This window comes from Microbacterium sp., assembly GCF_052099035.1.
Classification (GTDB): domain Bacteria; phylum Actinomycetota; class Actinomycetes; order Actinomycetales; family Microbacteriaceae; genus Microbacterium.
The window spans coordinates 1-17,441 of the sequence record NZ_JBQDSX010000004.1; the positions used below are offsets into that span (position 1 = coordinate 1).

Consider the following 17,441-nt stretch of genomic DNA (forward strand, 5'->3'; position numbering starts at 1 on the left):
AGAGCGGCGGGTGGATCAGCCTTCGACGATGGCGATCGCGTCGATCTCGACGAGCATCTCTTCGCGGGGGAGGCCGGTGAAGACGGTGGTGCGCGAGGGGAGCACTCCGCTGGGGCTGTGTGCGTTGACGAAGGCGCCGTAGGCGTCGTTCATTGCGGCGAAGTCCGACCGCTGGGTGAGATAGACGCGCAGCATGACGACGTCATCGAAGCTCGCTCCGGATGCCTCGACGATCGCCTTCACATTTTCGAGCGTGCGTGTCGTCTGCGCGGCGACGTCGCCGGGAAAAAGGTACTCATTCGTCACCGGATCGACCGGTCCCTGGCCGGAGACCTGAACGAACGGACCCTTGCGCACACCCTGCGAGAAGGTGTGTGCGGGGGCGGGAGCGGCGTCGGTCGTGATGCGGGTCTTCGTGGTCATCTCTTCATCCTAGTAATCTTGTTAGATGCCTCTACTAATTACGGATGCGCCATGCTTCTGAGCGCGCAGCAGGCTGCTGCCGGACGCATACGCGTCTACCGGGGAGCCACGGTCATCGACGGCACTGGCGCTGATCGATACGAAGCGGATGTCGCCGTCGAGGGTGCGCGCGTCGTCGCCGTCATCCCCCGGGAGCACCCGCGGCCCCTGGAGCTCCCTGATGGCAGCGTCACCATCGACGCACGGGGTCTGGTCCTTGCGCCCGGATTCATCGACATGCACGCGCACAGTGACCTCGCCGTACTCACCGGTGCCGCGCATGAGGCGAAGGTCAGGCAGGGCGTCACCACCGAGGTCATCGGTCAGGATGGACTGGGCTACGCACCGCTCGATGACGCCTCAGCATCCGTCATTCCCGCGCAGATCGCCGGGTGGAACGGGATGGTCGACCGCGCACCGTGGCGCACGATGGGCGACCTGCTCGCTGCGATCGATGCGGCGACTGTGGCGAATGTTGCCGTGCTCGTGCCGCAGGGAAACCTGCGGATGATGACGGTCGGCCATGAGAACCGGGCGGCGACTCCGGCCGAGCTCGACGCGATGTGCGATCTCCTCGGCGCAGCACTCGATGCCGGAGCGTTCGGAATGTCGAGCGGGCTGACCTACACGCCCGGCATGTACGCCTCGACCTCCGAGCTCGAGGCACTCTGCCGTGTTGTCGCCGAGCGCGGCGGGTACTGGGCGCCGCATACGCGCAGCTACGGCGGGGGAGCGCTGGATGCGTACCGTGAAGTGCTCGAGATCGGCCGCCGCACGGGCTGTCCTGTCCACCTCACCCACGCCACGATGAACTTCGCCCCCAATCGCGGGCGGGCAGCGGACCTGCTTGCGCTGGTCGATGCGGCCATCACGGACGGCGTCGACGTGACCCTCGACACCTACCCGTATCTGCCGGGCGCGACCACGCTCGCCGCCCTCCTGCCGAGTCGGCTCGCCGGTGGCGGAGACCTCATCGCCGGTATCAGGGCGCTCGATCCCGCGGGGCGCGAGCAGGTGCGCGTCGAACTCGAGGAGATCGGATGCGATGGCTTCCACGGGGAGCGCGCGGATTGGTCGCAGATCGAGATCTCGGGGACCGCGAACCCCGCACTCGCCGGCCTCGTCGGCCGTACCGTCGCCGAGATCGCCGCGGACGAGGAACGGCGCGCTGTCGACGTGGTACTCGACACGATCGTCGCGGATGCCGGAGCCACCGGCATCCTCATGCACATCGGCGACGAGCAGAACGTCCGCGAGATCATGCAGCATCCGGCGCATGCGGGTGGCAGTGACGGCATCCTCATCGGCGCGAAACCCCACCCCCGTGGTTTCGGCGCATTTCCGCGCTATCTCGGGCACTACGTGCGCGAACTCGGCATCCTCAGCCTCGAGCAGGCGGTGCGGCACCTTTCCGGGGCCCCTGCACGCCGGCTCGGCCTCGACCGGGGGGATGCGCCGCGTGGCGGGATCCGTGCGGGAGCGACGGCCGATCTCGTGCTCTTCGATCCCGATACTGTCGCCGCGGGCGCCACCTTCGATGACCCGCGTGCGCAGCCGACCGGAATCATCGAAGTGCTCGTCGCCGGCGTCGCGGTGGTCACCGGCAGCGACGTCACGGGCGCGACGCCCGGTCACGCGCTGCGGATGCCGCCGCCTCCTCACCGTGCGACCGTGCCGCTGATCGCCGCTGAGATCGATGCGCAGGCCGAGGCTTTCGTGCTGCACGCCGGCGCCGCCGTGATCGCGCCGGATGCGCTGGCGGGTGTTGCTGCGATCCTGCGCGAGAGTCTGGGGCTCAGCGAGCACGTGGACGCGCATGCACGCGCGATCGAGCTGCGCGTGGACGAGAGCCTCGGCGGCGACGAGGCTATCCGCATCCATGCGACGGCGGAACGAATCACACTTCTGGGGGGCGCCCCGGTCGGGGCGTTCCGCGCCGCGATGACCCTGCGCCAGTTGATCGCGCCCGAAAGGGCAATTGGGCGCGGTGCCGAGCGCTCGCACCGTGCTGAACTGCCCTCTCGGGGCGCGCGCATCCCCGCCGGCACCTGGCAGGGAGAGCCGGCCTTCGGGTGGCGGGGTGCGATGCTCGATGTGGCACGGCACTTCCGGCCGGCCGAGGACATTCGGCGCCTCATCGATCTGCTCGCCGCCCATCACCTCAACGTGCTGCACCTGCATCTCACCGACGATCAGGGATGGCGCTTCGAGGTGCCCGGATATCCGCGGCTCACCGAGATCGGTGCCCGCCGCGAAGCCACGCAGCGCGGCCACGGACCGCTCGCGACCGTCGAACCGGGCGTGCACGCGGGCTTCTACACGACCGCCGAGCTCCGCGAACTCGTCGCATACGCAGCCGAGCGCTTCGTCACCCTCGTGCCCGAGGTTGAGCTGCCCGGTCATGTGCAGGCCGCGCTCGCCGCATACCCCGCACTCGGCAATATCGACATCGGTGATCCTGTGACCGAGCCCTGGGAGAGATTCGGTGTGAATCCGCGCGTGCTCGCCCCCACGGAGGAGGCTCTGACCTTCGGCCGGGCGGCCATCGATGCGCTGTGCGACGTGTTCGATTCGCCGTGGATCGGCATCGGCGGCGACGAGGTACCGGTCGAGGAATGGGCGCGCAGTTCCGCAGCGGCCGAGCGGATGCAGGAGCTCGGCCTCGCGACACCGCACGATGTGCAGCCGTGGTTCACGCGCCACTTCGTCGAGCACGTTCGTTCGCGCGGGCGCACCGCGCTCGCCTGGGATGAGGTGCTCGCCGGGGATGTGCCCGATGACGTCACGATTCTCGCCTGGCGTGGGCCGGTTGCGATGTCAGAGGCACTGCGCCGCGGAATCCCGGTCGTCGGGTGTCCCGACCTGAATGTCTACCTCGACTACCGCCAGTCGGACTCCGCCGAGGAACCGGTGCCGGTCGGTCCGCCTCTGACGCTGGAGCGCGTGTACAACTTGAGCCTGCCGGAGGGGGTCATGGGCGGACAGGCCAATATCTGGACTGAGCACCTGCCGACCCGCGATCGGGTCGACTTCGCGGCGTTCCCGCGCCTGTGCGCTGTCGCCGAGCGGCTCTGGGCGGGGGGAGCGCCCGGTGACTTCGATGCGTTCCTCCGGCGTCTTCCGACGCATCTCGAGCGACTTTCGGCCGCCGGAGTGCAGTATCGTCAGCTCGACGGACCGACACCCGATCAGCGTCGGCCCGGCATCCCTGGGAAGCCGATCAGCATCGCCGACCGCGAGCAGATCGTGACGGAGCTCGTAGAAGAACTCCGACTTGCGCAGACCCCTGTTCGTAAGGTGAACTAACAAACATGTCCGATTCGGGTGAGCCGAGGCAGTCGAGCGCTGCCGAACACGTCAGCGCAACGCCGCACGCCTTCGGCCCGGCCCGATCCCTGCGATCGCGCACCAAAGTGCTCCCGGAGCACGCGCGTGGACACAACAGGGCGCTCGTCCTGCAGACCCTCTATCACGCGGGTTCCATGAGCCGCGCGGATCTCTCGCGCGAGACCGGACTCACCCGCGTGACCATCTCCGACCTCGTAGCGGAGTTCATCGCCGACGGAATCGTCGTCGAACTCGGCATCCGTGAGACGACGGGTCCGGGGAAGCCGCCGATTCTGATCGATATCGACCGGTTGGGGCATCAGATCATCGGGCTTGATCTCTCCGACGCCGAGGTGTTCCGCGGTGCGGTGCTGAATCTCGACGGCGACGTCGTGGAGCGTCGCGAGGTCGCTCGTCCTGCTCAGCCCGACGGGGATGCCGCGTACAACGCCGTGCTCGAGCTCAGCCGTGAACTGATGGCCGTCTCCACCGCAGCGCTGCTCGGAGTGGGCATCGGAACCCCCGGTGTGGTGCGACCGGACGGCGTCGTGCTCAATTCACCGAACCTCGGCTGGACCGATTTTCCTCTCGAAGCCAGGCTCGGCCGCGATCTCGAGCTGCCCGTGCTGGCACGAAACGATGCGAACGCCGCGGTTCTCGCGGAATACACCTTCGGAGATGCCCGATCCGACTTCATCCTGATCAAGATCGGCGTCGGCGTCGGTGCGGGTCTCATCTCCGGCAGCCAGCCGCTCATGGGCAGCCGATTCGCGGCGGGTGAGATCGGACACGTCGTCGTGGGCACCGACGGGGGACCGCACTGCGTCTGCGGCAGGGACGGATGCCTGGAAGCCTGGCTCAGCGTCACCCGTTTGCGCGACGAGGTCGACGCGCGCCCCGAGTCCCGCGAAGAGATTCTGCGTGATGCCGGCACGCGCATGGCGATCGCGATCGCTCCGATCATCACAGCGCTGGATCTGTCCGAGGTCGTGGTCTCCGGGCCATCTGACCTCCTTGGCGGGCCGCTCATCGACGCAGCCACAGAGACGCTGCGTTCCCGGACGCTGGAAGGCGTTTTCGACGACGTCGTGATTCGGCTCACCCGTCAGGAAGACATCGTGCTGCGCGGAACTGCGGTCATGGTGCTCTCAGGACAGCTGGGGGTCTCCTAGTGGCAGCAGCGGCCATTCGTATCGGCCTTGATATCGGCGGTACCAAGACGGATGCCGTGGCCGTCGACGGCAGCGATAAGATCCTCGGACGCATCCGCCGCGCGACCGGTCACGGCGATGAAGCTGTCGTGACCGATGTTGTGGACAGCGTTCGCGAGCTGCAGGAGGAGGCCGGCTTCGACTTCTCCGATGTGCGCAGCGTTGGCGTCGGCATCCCCGGTCTGGTCGATTCGACGAAGGGCCACGTGCTGCACGCGGTCAATCTCGGGGTGGAATCCTTGGACCTGGCCGCACGAGCCGGTGCCAGACTCGGCGTACCGGTCGCGGTCGAGAACGACGTGAAGGCGGCGGCGCTCGGCGCCGCGGCTCTGCGCGGATCGGATGCCCGATCATCGATGGCCTATCTGAACCTCGGCACCGGGGTCGCAGCCGGCATCGTCGTGGACGGTCGCATCTGGCGCGGCGCACACAGCACAGCTGGAGAAGTCGGACACATCTCGGTGGATCCTGCCGGGCGACTGTGCACGTGCGGTCAGCGCGGCTGCATCGAGACGCTCTGTGGCGGTGGTGCGCTCGCACGTGCCTGGGGGCATCCCGGCGCGTTCCCCGTACGCGACATCTTCGACGCGGCAGAGGGCGGCGACCCGGAGGCCCTCGTGCTCCGCGGCGATCTCGTGCGCGGCGCTGCCGCCGCGGTTCGCGTCCTCATCCTCAGCACCGATGTGCAGACGGTCGTCATCGGGGGCGGGATCACCGCGCTCGGCACGCGCCTCGGCGACGGCATCCGCACTGCCCTCATGACGGATGCTGACGGCTCACCGTTCCTGCGGTCGCTGCGGCTCGATGAGAGAATTGAACTACTTCCTTCCGGTTCCCCTGCGGCCGCCCTCGGCGCCGCGCTGGTCGGAGTGCACGCCCCCGAACAGGAGATCGCCATCCATGGCTGAAGTCGTCATCGTCGAGAACCCCGCAGCTGCCGGAGCGCTGGTCGCAGATGAGATCGTGCGGTTGATCGCGCGCCGCCCGGATGCCGTGCTCGGGCTTGCCACCGGATCGACTCCGCTCCCGGTGTACGAAGCGTTGCACGGCCGGCTCGCGGGCACAGACGTATCGCAGGTGCGCGGGTTCGCGCTCGACGAGTACGTCGGCATCGACCCCGCTCACCCCGAGAGCTACCGCTCGGTCATCACTCGGGAAGTCGTCGAACCCCTCGGCCTCGACCCCGACCGGATTCGCACGCCCAATGGCGCCAACGACGGTGTCGAGCACGCCGGTGCCGACTACGAGGCCGCCATCGAGGCCGCCGGAGGCGTCGACCTGCAGATCCTCGGAATCGGCACCGACGGACACATCGGGTTCAACGAACCGGGCTCGTCGTTCGCATCCCGCACGCGCGTGAAGACGCTCACCCAGCAGACCCGCACGGACAACGCGCGCTTCTTCGACTCGATCGATGATGTGCCGATGCACTGCATCACGCAGGGCCTCGGCACCATCCTGCGCGCACGCCACCTCGTGCTGCTCGCCTTCGGCGAGGGCAAGGCGCGAGCCGTGGCAGCGGCCGTCGAGGGTCCCCTCAGTGCGATCCTGCCGGGCTCCGCCATCCAGCTGCACGAGCACGTGACAGTGGTCGTCGACGAGGCCGCGGCATCACAGCTCAAGCTCGCCGACTACTACCGGCACGCCTTCGACAACAAGCCCGCCTGGCAGGGTCTCTAAGCCTGAGCCCGCCTGGTCGGTTCCTGAGCCTGCTTCGTCGGCCCCTGAGCCTGCCTGGTCGGTCCCTGAGCTGCCCTGGCCGGCCCCTGAGCCTGTCGTTCCGGTCCCTGAGCCTGTCGAAGGGCCGGCCAGGCGATCGGCAGCAGATGCTCGAGGCTCAGCGGCGCGAGCTCGAGGGTGCCGATGTGCTCGGGGCTGATCCAGCGCAGCTCCGCGATCTCAGCCTGAACGGTGACGGCATCCGCATCGATCGTGAATGCGAAAGCATCCGCGATCACTCGGTGGCCCGGCTCGTTCGCCGCGGCTGAGATGAACCGGCCGAGTGGGCGCAGATCGCCCTCGGCGACGGTCAGGGCGAGCTCCTCCTGGAGCTCGCGGATCAATGTCTGCGCCGGGTTCTCGCCGGCCTCGGGCTTTCCTCCCGGCTGCATGAACGCGGTCGTGTCCTGCTTGCGAACCACGAGCACGCGACCGTCTCGGTCGTGGATGATCGCGGCGCTGACATGAATATCAGGCACGGTCGAACACCTTTCCCTGGTTCAGGATGCCGAGCGGATCGAACACTCGTTTGATCTGTCGTTGGAGCTCCCACTGATCCTCGCCGAGCTCCTCGGCGAGCCAGCGGCTCTTCAGCATCCCGATGCCGTGTTCTCCGGTGAGCGTGCCACCCAATCGGATGGTCGAGCGGAACAGATCGTCGGCGGCGGCCCAGACCACGTCGGGTACTTCCTCGCCCTCGAAGATGAAGTTCGGGTGCAGATTGCCGTCACCGGCGTGTGCGATCGCGGGGATGACCAATCCGTACTGCTGTTCGATCCGGGCGATCTCGTCGTACATCTCCGGCAGAGCGCTGCGGGGCACGGAGACGTCTTCGATGAGAGTCGTGCCCAGATGCGCGAACGCGCCGTGCATCGCGCGACGGATCGCGAGCAGACGCTCGCCCTCGTCATGGTCGTAAGTCAGCGTCACGCCGCCACCGGCGGCGCGCAGCACATCGGCGATGCGATCGGCATCGACACGGGCGGAGGGTCCGTCGGTCTGGATCGTGAGCTGAGATGTCGACGGCGGGGGAGCGGGCAGGGACAGGTACGAGTGGACGGCAGCGAGGCTCGTCGCATCGATGAGCTCCATGATCGCCGGTTGAATTCCGGATGCCGTGACCGCTGCGGAGCCGGCCGCCGCCGCCCGCACGCTCGGGAACACTGCGGTGAGCGTGCATGTCTCGCCTTCGACGACGCGCCGGAGCTTGAGGGTCGCCCCGACGACGACGCCGAGCGTTCCCTCCGAACCGATGACGAGCGAGGTGAGATCGAGTCCGGTCACGCCCTTCACGCTGCGGTGACCGAGATGCATGAGGCGCCCGTCGGCGAGCACGAGGTCGACACCGAGTACGGCATCGCGCACGACACCGTACTTCGCGCAGAGCAGCCCACCGGCACCGGTGGCGATATTGCCGCCGACGGTGGAGATCTCCCGGCTGGCGGGATCCGGCGGCCACCAGAGTCCCTGTTCGGCGAGCTGCGCATTGAGCTCGGCGTTGAGAATTCCGGGTTCGACGACGGCGATCAGATCATCCGGGCGGATCTCCAGCGCGCGGTTCATCCTGATGGTGGACAGCACGATCTCACCGGGTCCGGCGTTCGCAGCACCGGCCAGGCCCGTGCCGGCGCCGCGTACGACGACGGGTGTACGGGTCCGGGTCGCGATCCGCATGGTCTGCTGCACGTGCTCGACGGTCTCGGCGTGCACGACGGCGAGCGGCTGGCCGGGCGAACTGTGCCCGGAACGGTCGCTACGTGCAGCCTCAAGGGTGGTTCCGGTGACATCGACGAGGTCACCGAGTGCGTCCCGCAGGGCCGCAGCGACGGTCACTGCAGGTTTCTCCGACCCGTGACAAGACCGCAGGCCACCGCGACTACAGCAAAGGCGATGCCCGCCCAGGCCTGACCCATCGTCCACCACGCGAGCGTGACGCCGGCGTAGATGAGCAGTTCGACAATCGCGCGGATGAACGGATGCAGCCGCAGCATAGATCGTGGGGAGAGGAAAAGCGCCCAGATGAGCAGCACGACGGCGGGAGTGCCGATGCCGAAGACCAGGCCCCACGGGAACGGCCACATCGTGAACCCCCAGAGAGCCAGAGATGCCAGTGCGACGATCAGGACGATGGTCCGGATGATCTCCAGGGGAGTGATCCCGGGACGGTTCGGGTCGGAGACGGCATCAACGGCTTCGGGCATGACCCCAGTCTATTCGGCCGGTACGGTGTCCTCGGCCGGTGCGGTTTCGGCGAGTAGCGGCGTCGGCTCCTCGTCGACGGGAGCGGTCTGCTCGGCCGGGATTTCCTCGGCTGGGGCGTCTTCCTCGGGGACGACGGGCTGGTCTTCGACGACGGGTTCCTCGATCGGTGCCAGGTCGGCGTCGGCGTCTTCTGCGGTGGGCTCCTCGGTGGGAACTGCCTCGGGCTCCGTGTTCTCGGAGGGACGCGCGGTCTGGACCGCTGTCGGCTTCTCAGCGGTGGCAGCGGCTTCGGTCGCGACGCTGCGGGTGAGTCCGAGAGCCAACAGCGAGGATGTGAGCGGGTGCTCCACGCCGTCATCGGTGAGGTAGTGGATGGTGACCTTCGCATTGCTCAGGATCTGGGGGAGGGTGGGCCGCAGGTCGAGGACGCCAGTCCCCGCCACATCGAGAACGATCTGATCGGCGCCGGCAGTGCAACCGTTGATGAGCGCCTGCACGGTGGTACCAGGAACCCCCTGCACGGTGATGCTGAGGTGGGTCTTCCATGCGCTGTCGATGGAGACCGATGTTTCAACGACTGTCACTGATTCTGTGGGACCTGCTGGATCTGGCGCTTCTTCACCGTTTCCAGGATCGGTCTCCCCGCCTTCGCCAGGATCGGTCTCTCCACCTTCGCCGGGGTCGGTCGTGCCGCCGTCTCCGGGATCCGTCGTGCCGCCGTCTCCGGGGTCAGTTTCGCCTTCGCCCGGGTTGGTTTCGCCTTCGCCGGGATCGGTCGTCTCGCCTTCTCCACCACCGGTTTCGCCGTCACCGTCGCCACCTTCGGGCTCCGGCGGATCGGTGGGGATCGTCGGCGGCGTAACGATGCTTCCCTCGCCGTCGCCGGGTCGCTCTTCGGCAACGGGTGTCGAGGCTTCCGTCGCAACGGGGGCGTCTTCGACGACGGGCGGCGGGGCGGGCTGCTTCGGAATTGGTTTCGGGCTGTCTTCGTCTGGCTTGTCCTCAGTCACTTCGAGGACGAGCTTGTCGCTGGAGTCGATGCTGTCGTCCGCTGTGACGTCTGACGAGATCGATGAATCTCCCGTGCCGCTAGCACCGGGGAGTGATGTGACCGGGCTGGCATTCAGAAGGCCGGGCATGATGGTCGCCGCAGCCACCACTCCAGCGACGACGAGTGCCGCGGAACCGGCACCGACCAACGCGCCGATTCCGGTGATCGCTCCGCCCGAGGCGCCTCCTCCGGCCGAGCCGGCTCCGGCTGCGCCAGCCGCGCCATCTGCTCCCACCGGTACGGGCCCGCCGACAACGACCCCGCCCGTGATCACGCTGGACGGCATGGCGGCGACAGCCACCGCGGGGACACCACCGGTCTGCAGCATTGCCGTGTAGCCACCGGCTCCGGCGATGCCGAGGACGAGGGGCAACATCACCAGTGCGAGGCGGCTGGAGACCTCGCCTGCTTCGCCGGCGACGATGAGGCAGCGGGCGCAGCTCTCGAGGTGCTCGTCGATGCGCTTGCGGTCGCGCGTACTGACGTTTCCGCGTGAATAGGCACCCAGACGATCGATGGTCCAGTGGCATTCCGAATCGGATGCCGTGCTGCGGAGGTGCGCTTGGACCCACGCCTCGCGCAGACCTTCACGCGCACGGAATGCGAGCTGCGAGACGGCGCCGGCCTTCATGCCCAGCAACGGTGCGATGGCGGCCGGCTTCATCTGCTCGATCTCGGCGTACCAGAGCACCTCCTGCCAGCGGGTCGGAAGGCTACGGAACGCCTGCGCGGTCAGTCCGCGATCGAGCGCCTCGTTCGATGCCTGCTCGGTGCTGTCGGGATCGGGGAAGGTCTCGAGCTCGTCCATTGCGGTCTCATGGCGGGTGCGTCCCCAAGCCGCGGCCGTGTTGCGGATGCTCGTGAACAGATACGCGCGGAAGGAGCCGTTCGGCCCCCCGCCTTTGAGGACCGCCTGGTAGATGCGGGCATACGCCTCTTGGACAAGATCGTCAGGGTCGATGCTCGAGGTGACGGAACGTGCGACCGCCATGCCGGAGGGATAGTGCCGACGCCAGAGTTCACCGAACGCGGCTCCGTCTCCTGAGCGCGTACGCAGGATCAGGTCGGCATCGGCTGCCGTTTCGGTCTCAATAGGTTCGTCGTTGTGCACTGTCATCCATCGGTTGTGGGGCGTGTCGTGTGCCTCCACATGAAGAGACGCGTGAGTAGGTTTCTTCTTCACGCGCCTCGGATATTCTCTCTCGAATTTTTGAGCGTGGCCACCCCTGTGGATAACTCGAAGCAGATTCTCAAATCTTTTTCACGAATCGCGTAATGAATCGTCCCGATCGTCGTCTCATCAGTAAGAGACAGCCACAGAACTCCCCCGGGGGGCGGAGTTCGGCGCCGGAGTGTTGGGGAAACGCACCGGTCGGGTGGACTCGGGGTCCTCGGGGGAGGAGAGCCCGAGTCGCCCGCTCTTGTCCGGAGGGACGGTGGGCCGCCGCTGGGGAAGGCGGCCCTTCCCGGGATCAGGACAGCGCTGCGCCGGTCTGCACGTGCTTCACCTGCAACTGCGCATCGAGTACCACGGCATCGCCGATGAACCCGGGTGCGATCCGCCCGAGCTGTTCGCCGAAGCCGATCGCGGTCGCCGGCGTCTGGGTGAGCGCGCGCACCGCATCGACCAGCCCGACACCCGCATGAACAGCGCGCTGCAGCGCGACATCCTGTGTGAGCGTCGATCCGGCGATCGAGCCGGTGTCATCGGCGCGTGCGATGCCATCCGTGACCGTCACCCGGACTGCACCGAGGTCGTACTGGCCGTCGGCGCTGCCGGCAGCGGCCATGGCATCCGTCACGAGAGCGACCCGGCCGGGGGCCGAGTCGAACAGCAGCTTGATGACCTTCGGGTCCAGGTGAACGTTGTCGGCGATCGCCTCGAGCACCACACGATGATCGGCCGCGGCAGTGAGCACGGGGCCGGGGGCGCGGTGATGGATGCCGGGCATCGCGTTGAACGCATGCGTGAGGATCGTGGCACCCGCCTCGAACGCAGCCGCGGTCTGCGCGGCATCCGCGCTGGTGTGGCCGACCGCGGCGACCGCTCCGGCGGCGACGATAAGGCGGATCGCGTCGAGCCCGCCCGCGAGCTCGGGAGCGAGAGTCACCTGACAGACCGTGCCCCGCCCGGCATCGAGCAGCTGCTGCACGTCGGCGGCTGCGGGAGCACGCAGGAGCGACGGCTCATGCGCACCGTGGTGTGCGACATCGAGGAACGGTCCTTCGAGGTGCGAGCCGAGGATGTCAGCATCCGTCTGCATGAGATCGGCGATCTCACCGACGCGACGAGCAAGATCGGCGATCGGCGCGGTGACGAGCGAGACCACGGCGCGGGTCGTGCCATGGGCACGGTGCATGGCGCGGGCTGTGCGGATCGCGTCGGCCCCGTCGTCATAGGACGCTCCGGCGCCGCCGTGTCCGTGGATATCGATGAACCCGGGCGTGAGAATCGCACCAGGACCTGCGAGCTCGGTCGCGTCGAGGACCGTTTCAGCCTCCGGGTGATCGGGGCCGGTCCCGGCATCCGTTACGAATCCGTCGTTGAATCGCACCCAGGCATCCGCGGTTTCAGCGCCGTCGGTGATCAGACGCGCGGAATGGATCACAGTGTTCGTCATCGGTTGCTCCAGGCGATCTCGGTCGGGCGGTGACCTCCCCATTGTGCGGCATCCCACACGGCATCGAGACTGGCGATGCGTGACTGGAATGAGGCCCAATCGTGACTGTCGGCCCTCGACCAGCCTGTTTCTGCGAGAGCGGCCGCGCGGGGGAAGAAGAGCTGGTCGATGTCGGCGAGGGACGCGATCGTCTCGCTCCACAAGGGAGCCTCGACGCCGAGGATCGCGTCGTCGGAGAGGTCGTCGATGATCGCCGTCGGCTCCCAGTCGTATGCGGTCTTCAGGTTGATGAGCGAGGCCCAGTCGAGGCCGACCGTGAAGTCGGCGTCGTACTTCTGGTCGAGATACGCGGTGTCGGACGGCGACATGACGAGCCCGCCCCCGCGTTCGGTGAAGCGCCGCGCCTCCGCAGCGTGCGCGGCGGACGGTGCGACGCTGCCCCAGTACTGCCCGATCGTGCCCTCTGCGACCAGTGCGGATCCGGCCTCGTGCCAGGTCATCGGTGTCTTGCCGAGTCCAGCCACGAGCGCTGTGACCTGCTCGATGAAGGCATTGAAGTCGGCAGGCGCCGTGCCGAGCGCTTCATCGCCGCCGACGTGCAGGTAGGGCCCGGGGGTGAGATCGGCGACCTCGGAGAGAACGTCGCGCAGGAACTCCCAGGTGTGCTCATCATGAATCTTCACCGAGGAGTGCCCGACACCCCAGCCGAGGTAGGGCTCGCCGGCGATCGGCAGCGGCTGTCCGAGCTCCGCCGCCTGGGCGAGGAGTGCGTCGTTCATGACCGGCGCCTCCATGATCTCCGGGTGGGCCAGGCCGATCGCGTGCGTGTGTCCCGGCAGATCGATCTCGGGCACGACGATCATGTGGTGCGCACTCGCGTAGCGCACGATCTCACGGAAGTCGTCCTTCGTATAGAAGCCTCCTGGCCTGCCGAGTACCGCCGTCGCCGATCCGTTCTCGGTCAGCAGAGGGCGACTGTCGATCTGCAGCCGCCAGCCCTGATCATCGGTGAGATGCAGGTGAAGTCGGTTGAACTTGAGCGACGACGCGCGCTCGATGTACGCCTTCACCGTCTCCACATCGAAGAACGTGCGCGCGACGTCGAGCATCACACCGCGGTATTCGAAACGCGGTGCGTCGTCGATCTCGACATGCGGCAGCATCCAGCCATCGCCTTCGGACGTGAGCAGCTGACGGACGGTCTGGATGCCGTAGAAGAGGCCAGTGGCCGACCCCTCGATCCGCACGTCGTCGCCGATGCGCACGGTGTAGCTCTCGTCATCGGTCGCTTCGTCGTCGGTGCCGGCTCTGCGGTGGAGGACGAAGTCCCCGGGGCGCGCGGAGCCGGTCACGATCTCGGGGCGGCTCCCGGTGCGCTGGGCGATCACGTCCGCGAGGACGGATGCCGCGGCATCCGCTGTGTCATCGGCGACGATGCGCGCGCTCGGTGCGAGCACGAGCGCGCCGGGACGTTCGACGACGGAGGAAGGCAGCGGCACAAGAGGAAGGACCATGAACAAAAGGTACTCTGAAGAGGGCCGAACGGCGAAGCGCGCACGCTGTTCGTGAGCGAGTGATTCCGGTATGCTCGAACCGTCGCAACTGGCGTCTGGGTGGGTCACCACCGGGGAGCGACCGTTACGGAAATTCGACCGCGCGCCTGGGCCGATGACATCCATTCCCGATGACATTTATTCCGCAACGAAAGAGGACGACATGACCGATCCGTACTTCAACGCCCCGCTCTCAGAGGTCGACCCGGAGATCGCCGACGTCCTCGACCGTGAACTGAACCGCCAGCGCACGTTCCTCGAGATGATCGCATCCGAGAACTTCGTGCCCGTCTCCGTCCTGCAGTCGCAGGGGTCGGTGCTCACGAACAAGTACGCCGAGGGCTACCCCGGTCGTCGCTACTACGGCGGCTGCGAAGAGGTCGACGTCGCAGAATCCCTCGCCATCGAGCGCGTGAAGTCGCTGTTCGGTGCCGAGTTCGCGAACGTGCAGCCGCACTCCGGCGCGACGGCGAACGCGGCGGTCATGCACGCGATCGCCCGCCCCGGCGACACGCTCCTCGGACTCTCGCTCGACCACGGCGGTCACCTCACGCACGGCATGAAGATCAACTTCTCCGGCCGCCTGTACGACATTGTCGCCTACGGGGTCGACCCGGAGACCTCGCTCGTCGACATGGACGAGGTTCGCCGCCTCGCCATCGAGCACAAGCCCAAGGTCATCGTCGCCGGTTGGTCCGCCTACCCGCGTCACCTCGATTTCGCTGCATTCCGTGCGATTGCCGATGAGGTCGGTGCGCTGCTGTGGGTCGACATGGCGCACTTCGCCGGTCTCGTCGCCGCAGGGCTGCACCCCAACCCGGTGCCGCACGCGCATGTCGTCTCGTCGACCGTGCACAAGACGATCGGTGGTCCGCGCTCGGGCTTCATCCTCTCCAACGACCCGGACATCGCGAAGAAGATCAACTCGGCCGTGTTCCCGGGGCAGCAGGGCGGCCCGCTCATGCACGTGATCGCCGCGAAGGCCACCGCGTTCAAGCTCGCAGCCACCCCGGAGTTCAAGGACCGTCAGGTGCGCACGCTCTCGGGTGCTTCGATGCTCGCTGATCGCCTCACCCAGCAGGACGTGAAGGATGCCGGCATCGCTGTGCGCTCGGGGGGAACCGATGTGCACCTCGTGCTCGTCGACCTCCGCGATGCCGCGATCGACGGCAAGCAGGCCGAGGACCTGCTGCACGACATCCACATCACGGTGAACCGCAACGCGGTCCCGAACGACCCGCGTCCGCCGATGGTCACCTCAGGGCTCCGCATCGGCACGGCAGCGCTCGCCACCCGCGGATTCGGGGATGCCGAGTTCGCCGAGGTCGCTGACATCATCGCGCTCGCGCTGCTTCCGGGTGCCGACACTGCCGCGCTGAAGGCCCGCGTCGACACTCTGGCGTCGGCGTTCCCGCTGTACCCCGACCTGCAGCAGTAATTTCTGCCCCGCCCGCCGCGAGACATCACTTCCCGCGTGAGACACCCCCTCTGCGGTGGTGTCTCACGCAGAAGATGGTTTCTCGGCGCCACCTGCTCGAGAGGAAGATGACATGACCGCGCAAATACTGGACGGCAAGGCTGCGGCAGCAGAGATCAAGGCGGAGCTGACCGAGCGGGTCGCGGCGCTGCGTGCGCAGGGAATCGTGCCGGGCATCGCCACCGTGCTCGTGGGCGCCGACCCGGCATCCCAGCTCTATGTCGGGATGAAGCACCGCCAGTCCGAAGCGATCGGCATGAACTCGATCCAGCGCGAGCTGCCGGCCGATGCCACCCAGGCCGAGGTCGAAGCGCTGATCGACGAGCTCAACGCCGACGCCGACTGCCACGGCTACATCGTGCAGCTGCCCCTGCCGAAGCACATCGACACCGATGCGATCCTCGAGCGCATCGATCCGGCCAAGGATGCCGACGGCCTGCACCCCACCAACCTCGGCCGGCTCGTGCTCAACGTCAACGCGCCGATCCACACGCCGCTGCCGTGCACGCCGCGCGGTGTGATCGAGCTGCTGCTGCGCAACGACTACGACCTCAAAGGCAAGCATGTCGTCGTCGTGGGCCGCGGTGTCACGATCGGCCGCTCGATCGGCCTGCTGCTCACCCGTCGCGACCTGAACGCCACGGTCACGCTCACGCACACGGGCACCGTCGACATGCCGCGGTATCTGCGCGAGGCCGATCTCATCGTCGCGGCTGCCGGCATGAAGCACCTCATCCGCGCGGAGGACGTCAAGCCGGGTGCCGCGGTGCTCGATGTGGGCGTCACGCGCGAGGATGACCCGGAGTCCGGCAAGAGCAAGGTCTTCGGGGACGTGCACCCGGACGTCGCCGAAGTTGCTGGCTACCTGTCGCCCAACCCCGGTGGCGTCGGACCGATGACGGTCGCGCTGCTCATGACGAACGTCGTCGAGGCGGCCGAGCGCCTGGCTGCTGCCGACTGAGTGTCCCGATCAGCGGACTATGTCCCGATTTGCTGAGCTATTCGCACAGAACCTCAGCAGATCGGGACATGGTCAGCAGATCGGGGCGCGGTCGACGACAGCGAAGGGCGGATGCCACGGCGCGGACGGCTCGTCAGCCGCCGAGGCTGCCCTCGATGCCGGTGATGCGAGCCTGTTCGTCGAAGCGGAACGTCGCCGAGCCCGAAGCATCCGAGACTGTCGCCCCGGTGAAGTCGGCGTCTGTCCACTCCAGGTTCCAGCCGGCCAGACGCGCCGCATCCCACACCGAGGAGCGAGCGTCACCGAGCTCCAGGGTCGACAGGATGCGCGGGGCCTTGGCCGCGGCCTCGGCAACCGTGCTCGCCGGAATCGACGCCTCCAGCAGGAACACCGCGCGCGTTCCGCCGTCTAGGGGCGCTGCGAAGTAGGGGGAGCGGCCGGTGATCTCGGTGGCGATGGTGCCGATCTGGTGGGCGGTGTCGGCGATCCAGGTGTCGAGGTCGGCGCCGGTGTCTTCGGGGAAAGGCAGCTCGGCCTGAGTCAGATCGGCCAGGTCGTACTGGGCGCCGTAGTCCCGCAGCTGCGCGGCGATGCCCTGCGGGTCACCCTGGGGGTGCGCCCATGCCCACAGCAGTGAGCGCGGTCCGGGCGCGATCGTCGCGATCAGGTGCGGACGCGTGACGATGTTCTGTGCAGGGTTCGCGATCGAGCTGAACGTCAAGGTGCCCGCTGCCATGTCGGCATCCCAGCGGTGCTCGCCGAGCGCGTCGACGGCGGCGGTGAGCGCATCCTGGCGGAGGGCGGCGAAGAGGGCCGCGCGGTCGGCGAGTGGCTGAAGTGCTGCGAAGGTCATGTGT

General features: G+C 67.6%; 14 protein-coding genes and 1 riboswitch. Of the genes, 6 read left to right on the forward strand and 8 right to left on the reverse strand.

Going from position 1 to position 17,441, the window contains the following annotated elements:
• Positions 1-15: 15 nt before the first annotated feature.
• Positions 16-423, reverse strand: a complete 408-nt coding sequence (locus ACTIAO_RS02290) for a RidA family protein (protein ID WP_441904704.1) — start codon at positions 421-423, stop codon at positions 16-18.
• A gap of 51 nt (positions 424-474) precedes the next feature.
• Here ACTIAO_RS02290 and ACTIAO_RS02295 point away from each other — a divergent pair, with 51 nt between their 5' ends.
• The 4 genes from ACTIAO_RS02295 to nagB are packed head-to-tail and all read left to right on the forward strand — an operon-like array spanning position 475 to position 6,680.
• Complete coding sequence (locus tag ACTIAO_RS02295) at positions 475-3,768, forward strand: family 20 glycosylhydrolase (protein WP_441904705.1); 3,294 nt, start codon at positions 475-477, stop codon at positions 3,766-3,768.
• Positions 3,769-3,773: 5 nt separating this feature from the next.
• A complete protein-coding gene (locus ACTIAO_RS02300; protein ID WP_441904706.1) occupies positions 3,774-4,961 on the forward strand; it encodes an ROK family protein in 1,188 nt (395 codons plus the stop codon).
• A gap of 14 nt (positions 4,962-4,975) precedes the next feature.
• The gene (locus tag ACTIAO_RS02305) at positions 4,976-5,908 is read left to right on the forward strand and encodes an ROK family protein (RefSeq protein ID WP_441904780.1); all 933 of its coding nucleotides are present in this window, start codon (positions 4,976-4,978) and stop codon (positions 5,906-5,908) included.
• Entirely contained in the window at positions 5,901-6,680 is a 780-nt protein-coding gene (gene nagB, locus ACTIAO_RS02310; RefSeq protein WP_441904707.1) for a glucosamine-6-phosphate deaminase, read from the forward strand. Before ACTIAO_RS02305 ends, nagB begins: the two co-directional genes overlap by 8 nt.
• Here the strand turns inward: nagB and ACTIAO_RS02315 are convergent.
• The 6 genes from ACTIAO_RS02315 to ACTIAO_RS02340 form a co-directional block, all read right to left on the reverse strand.
• Positions 6,677-7,198, reverse strand: a complete 522-nt coding sequence (locus tag ACTIAO_RS02315) for an NUDIX hydrolase (RefSeq protein ID WP_441904708.1) — start codon at positions 7,196-7,198, stop codon at positions 6,677-6,679. The genes nagB and ACTIAO_RS02315 overlap by 4 nt on opposite strands.
• Positions 7,191-8,552 carry an FAD-binding oxidoreductase gene (locus ACTIAO_RS02320; protein WP_441904709.1) on the reverse strand — a complete coding sequence of 454 codons (1,362 nt, stop codon included), beginning with the start codon at positions 8,550-8,552 and terminating at the stop codon, positions 7,191-7,193. The genes ACTIAO_RS02315 and ACTIAO_RS02320 overlap by 8 nt, the downstream gene beginning before the upstream one ends.
• Positions 8,549-8,920 carry a YrdB family protein gene (locus tag ACTIAO_RS02325; RefSeq protein WP_441904710.1) on the reverse strand — a complete coding sequence of 124 codons (372 nt, stop codon included), beginning with the start codon at positions 8,918-8,920 and terminating at the stop codon, positions 8,549-8,551. The genes ACTIAO_RS02320 and ACTIAO_RS02325 overlap by 4 nt, the downstream gene beginning before the upstream one ends.
• A 9-nt stretch (positions 8,921-8,929) precedes the next feature.
• Positions 8,930-11,089, reverse strand: coding sequence for a sigma-70 family RNA polymerase sigma factor (locus ACTIAO_RS02330; protein ID WP_441904711.1), 2,160 nt, complete (start codon positions 11,087-11,089; stop codon positions 8,930-8,932).
• Between the two features lie 355 nt (positions 11,090-11,444).
• Entirely contained in the window at positions 11,445-12,593 is a 1,149-nt protein-coding gene (gene nagA / locus ACTIAO_RS02335; RefSeq protein ID WP_441904712.1) for an N-acetylglucosamine-6-phosphate deacetylase, read from the reverse strand.
• Positions 12,590-14,107, reverse strand: coding sequence for a family 20 glycosylhydrolase (locus ACTIAO_RS02340; protein WP_441904713.1), 1,518 nt, complete (start codon positions 14,105-14,107; stop codon positions 12,590-12,592). The genes nagA and ACTIAO_RS02340 overlap by 4 nt, the downstream gene beginning before the upstream one ends.
• Positions 14,108-14,181: 74 nt before the next feature.
• Positions 14,182-14,266: riboswitch (ZMP/ZTP riboswitch) on the forward strand.
• Positions 14,267-14,309: 43 nt separating this feature from the next.
• On the opposite strand from ACTIAO_RS02340, the gene glyA reads away from it, so the two are divergent.
• Positions 14,310-15,584 carry a serine hydroxymethyltransferase gene (gene glyA / locus ACTIAO_RS02345; RefSeq protein ID WP_441904781.1) on the forward strand — a complete coding sequence of 425 codons (1,275 nt, stop codon included), beginning with the start codon at positions 14,310-14,312 and terminating at the stop codon, positions 15,582-15,584.
• A gap of 112 nt (positions 15,585-15,696) precedes the next feature.
• On the forward strand, positions 15,697-16,584 hold the full coding sequence (locus ACTIAO_RS02350; protein ID WP_441904714.1) for a bifunctional methylenetetrahydrofolate dehydrogenase/methenyltetrahydrofolate cyclohydrolase: 888 nt from the start codon (positions 15,697-15,699) through the stop codon (positions 16,582-16,584).
• A 133-nt stretch (positions 16,585-16,717) separates the two neighbouring features.
• Here ACTIAO_RS02350 and ACTIAO_RS02355 read toward each other — a convergent pair whose 3' ends face one another.
• Positions 16,718-17,437, reverse strand: a complete 720-nt coding sequence (locus ACTIAO_RS02355; protein WP_441904715.1) for a DUF6882 domain-containing protein — start codon at positions 17,435-17,437, stop codon at positions 16,718-16,720.
• Between the last annotated feature and the right edge of the window lie 4 nt (positions 17,438-17,441).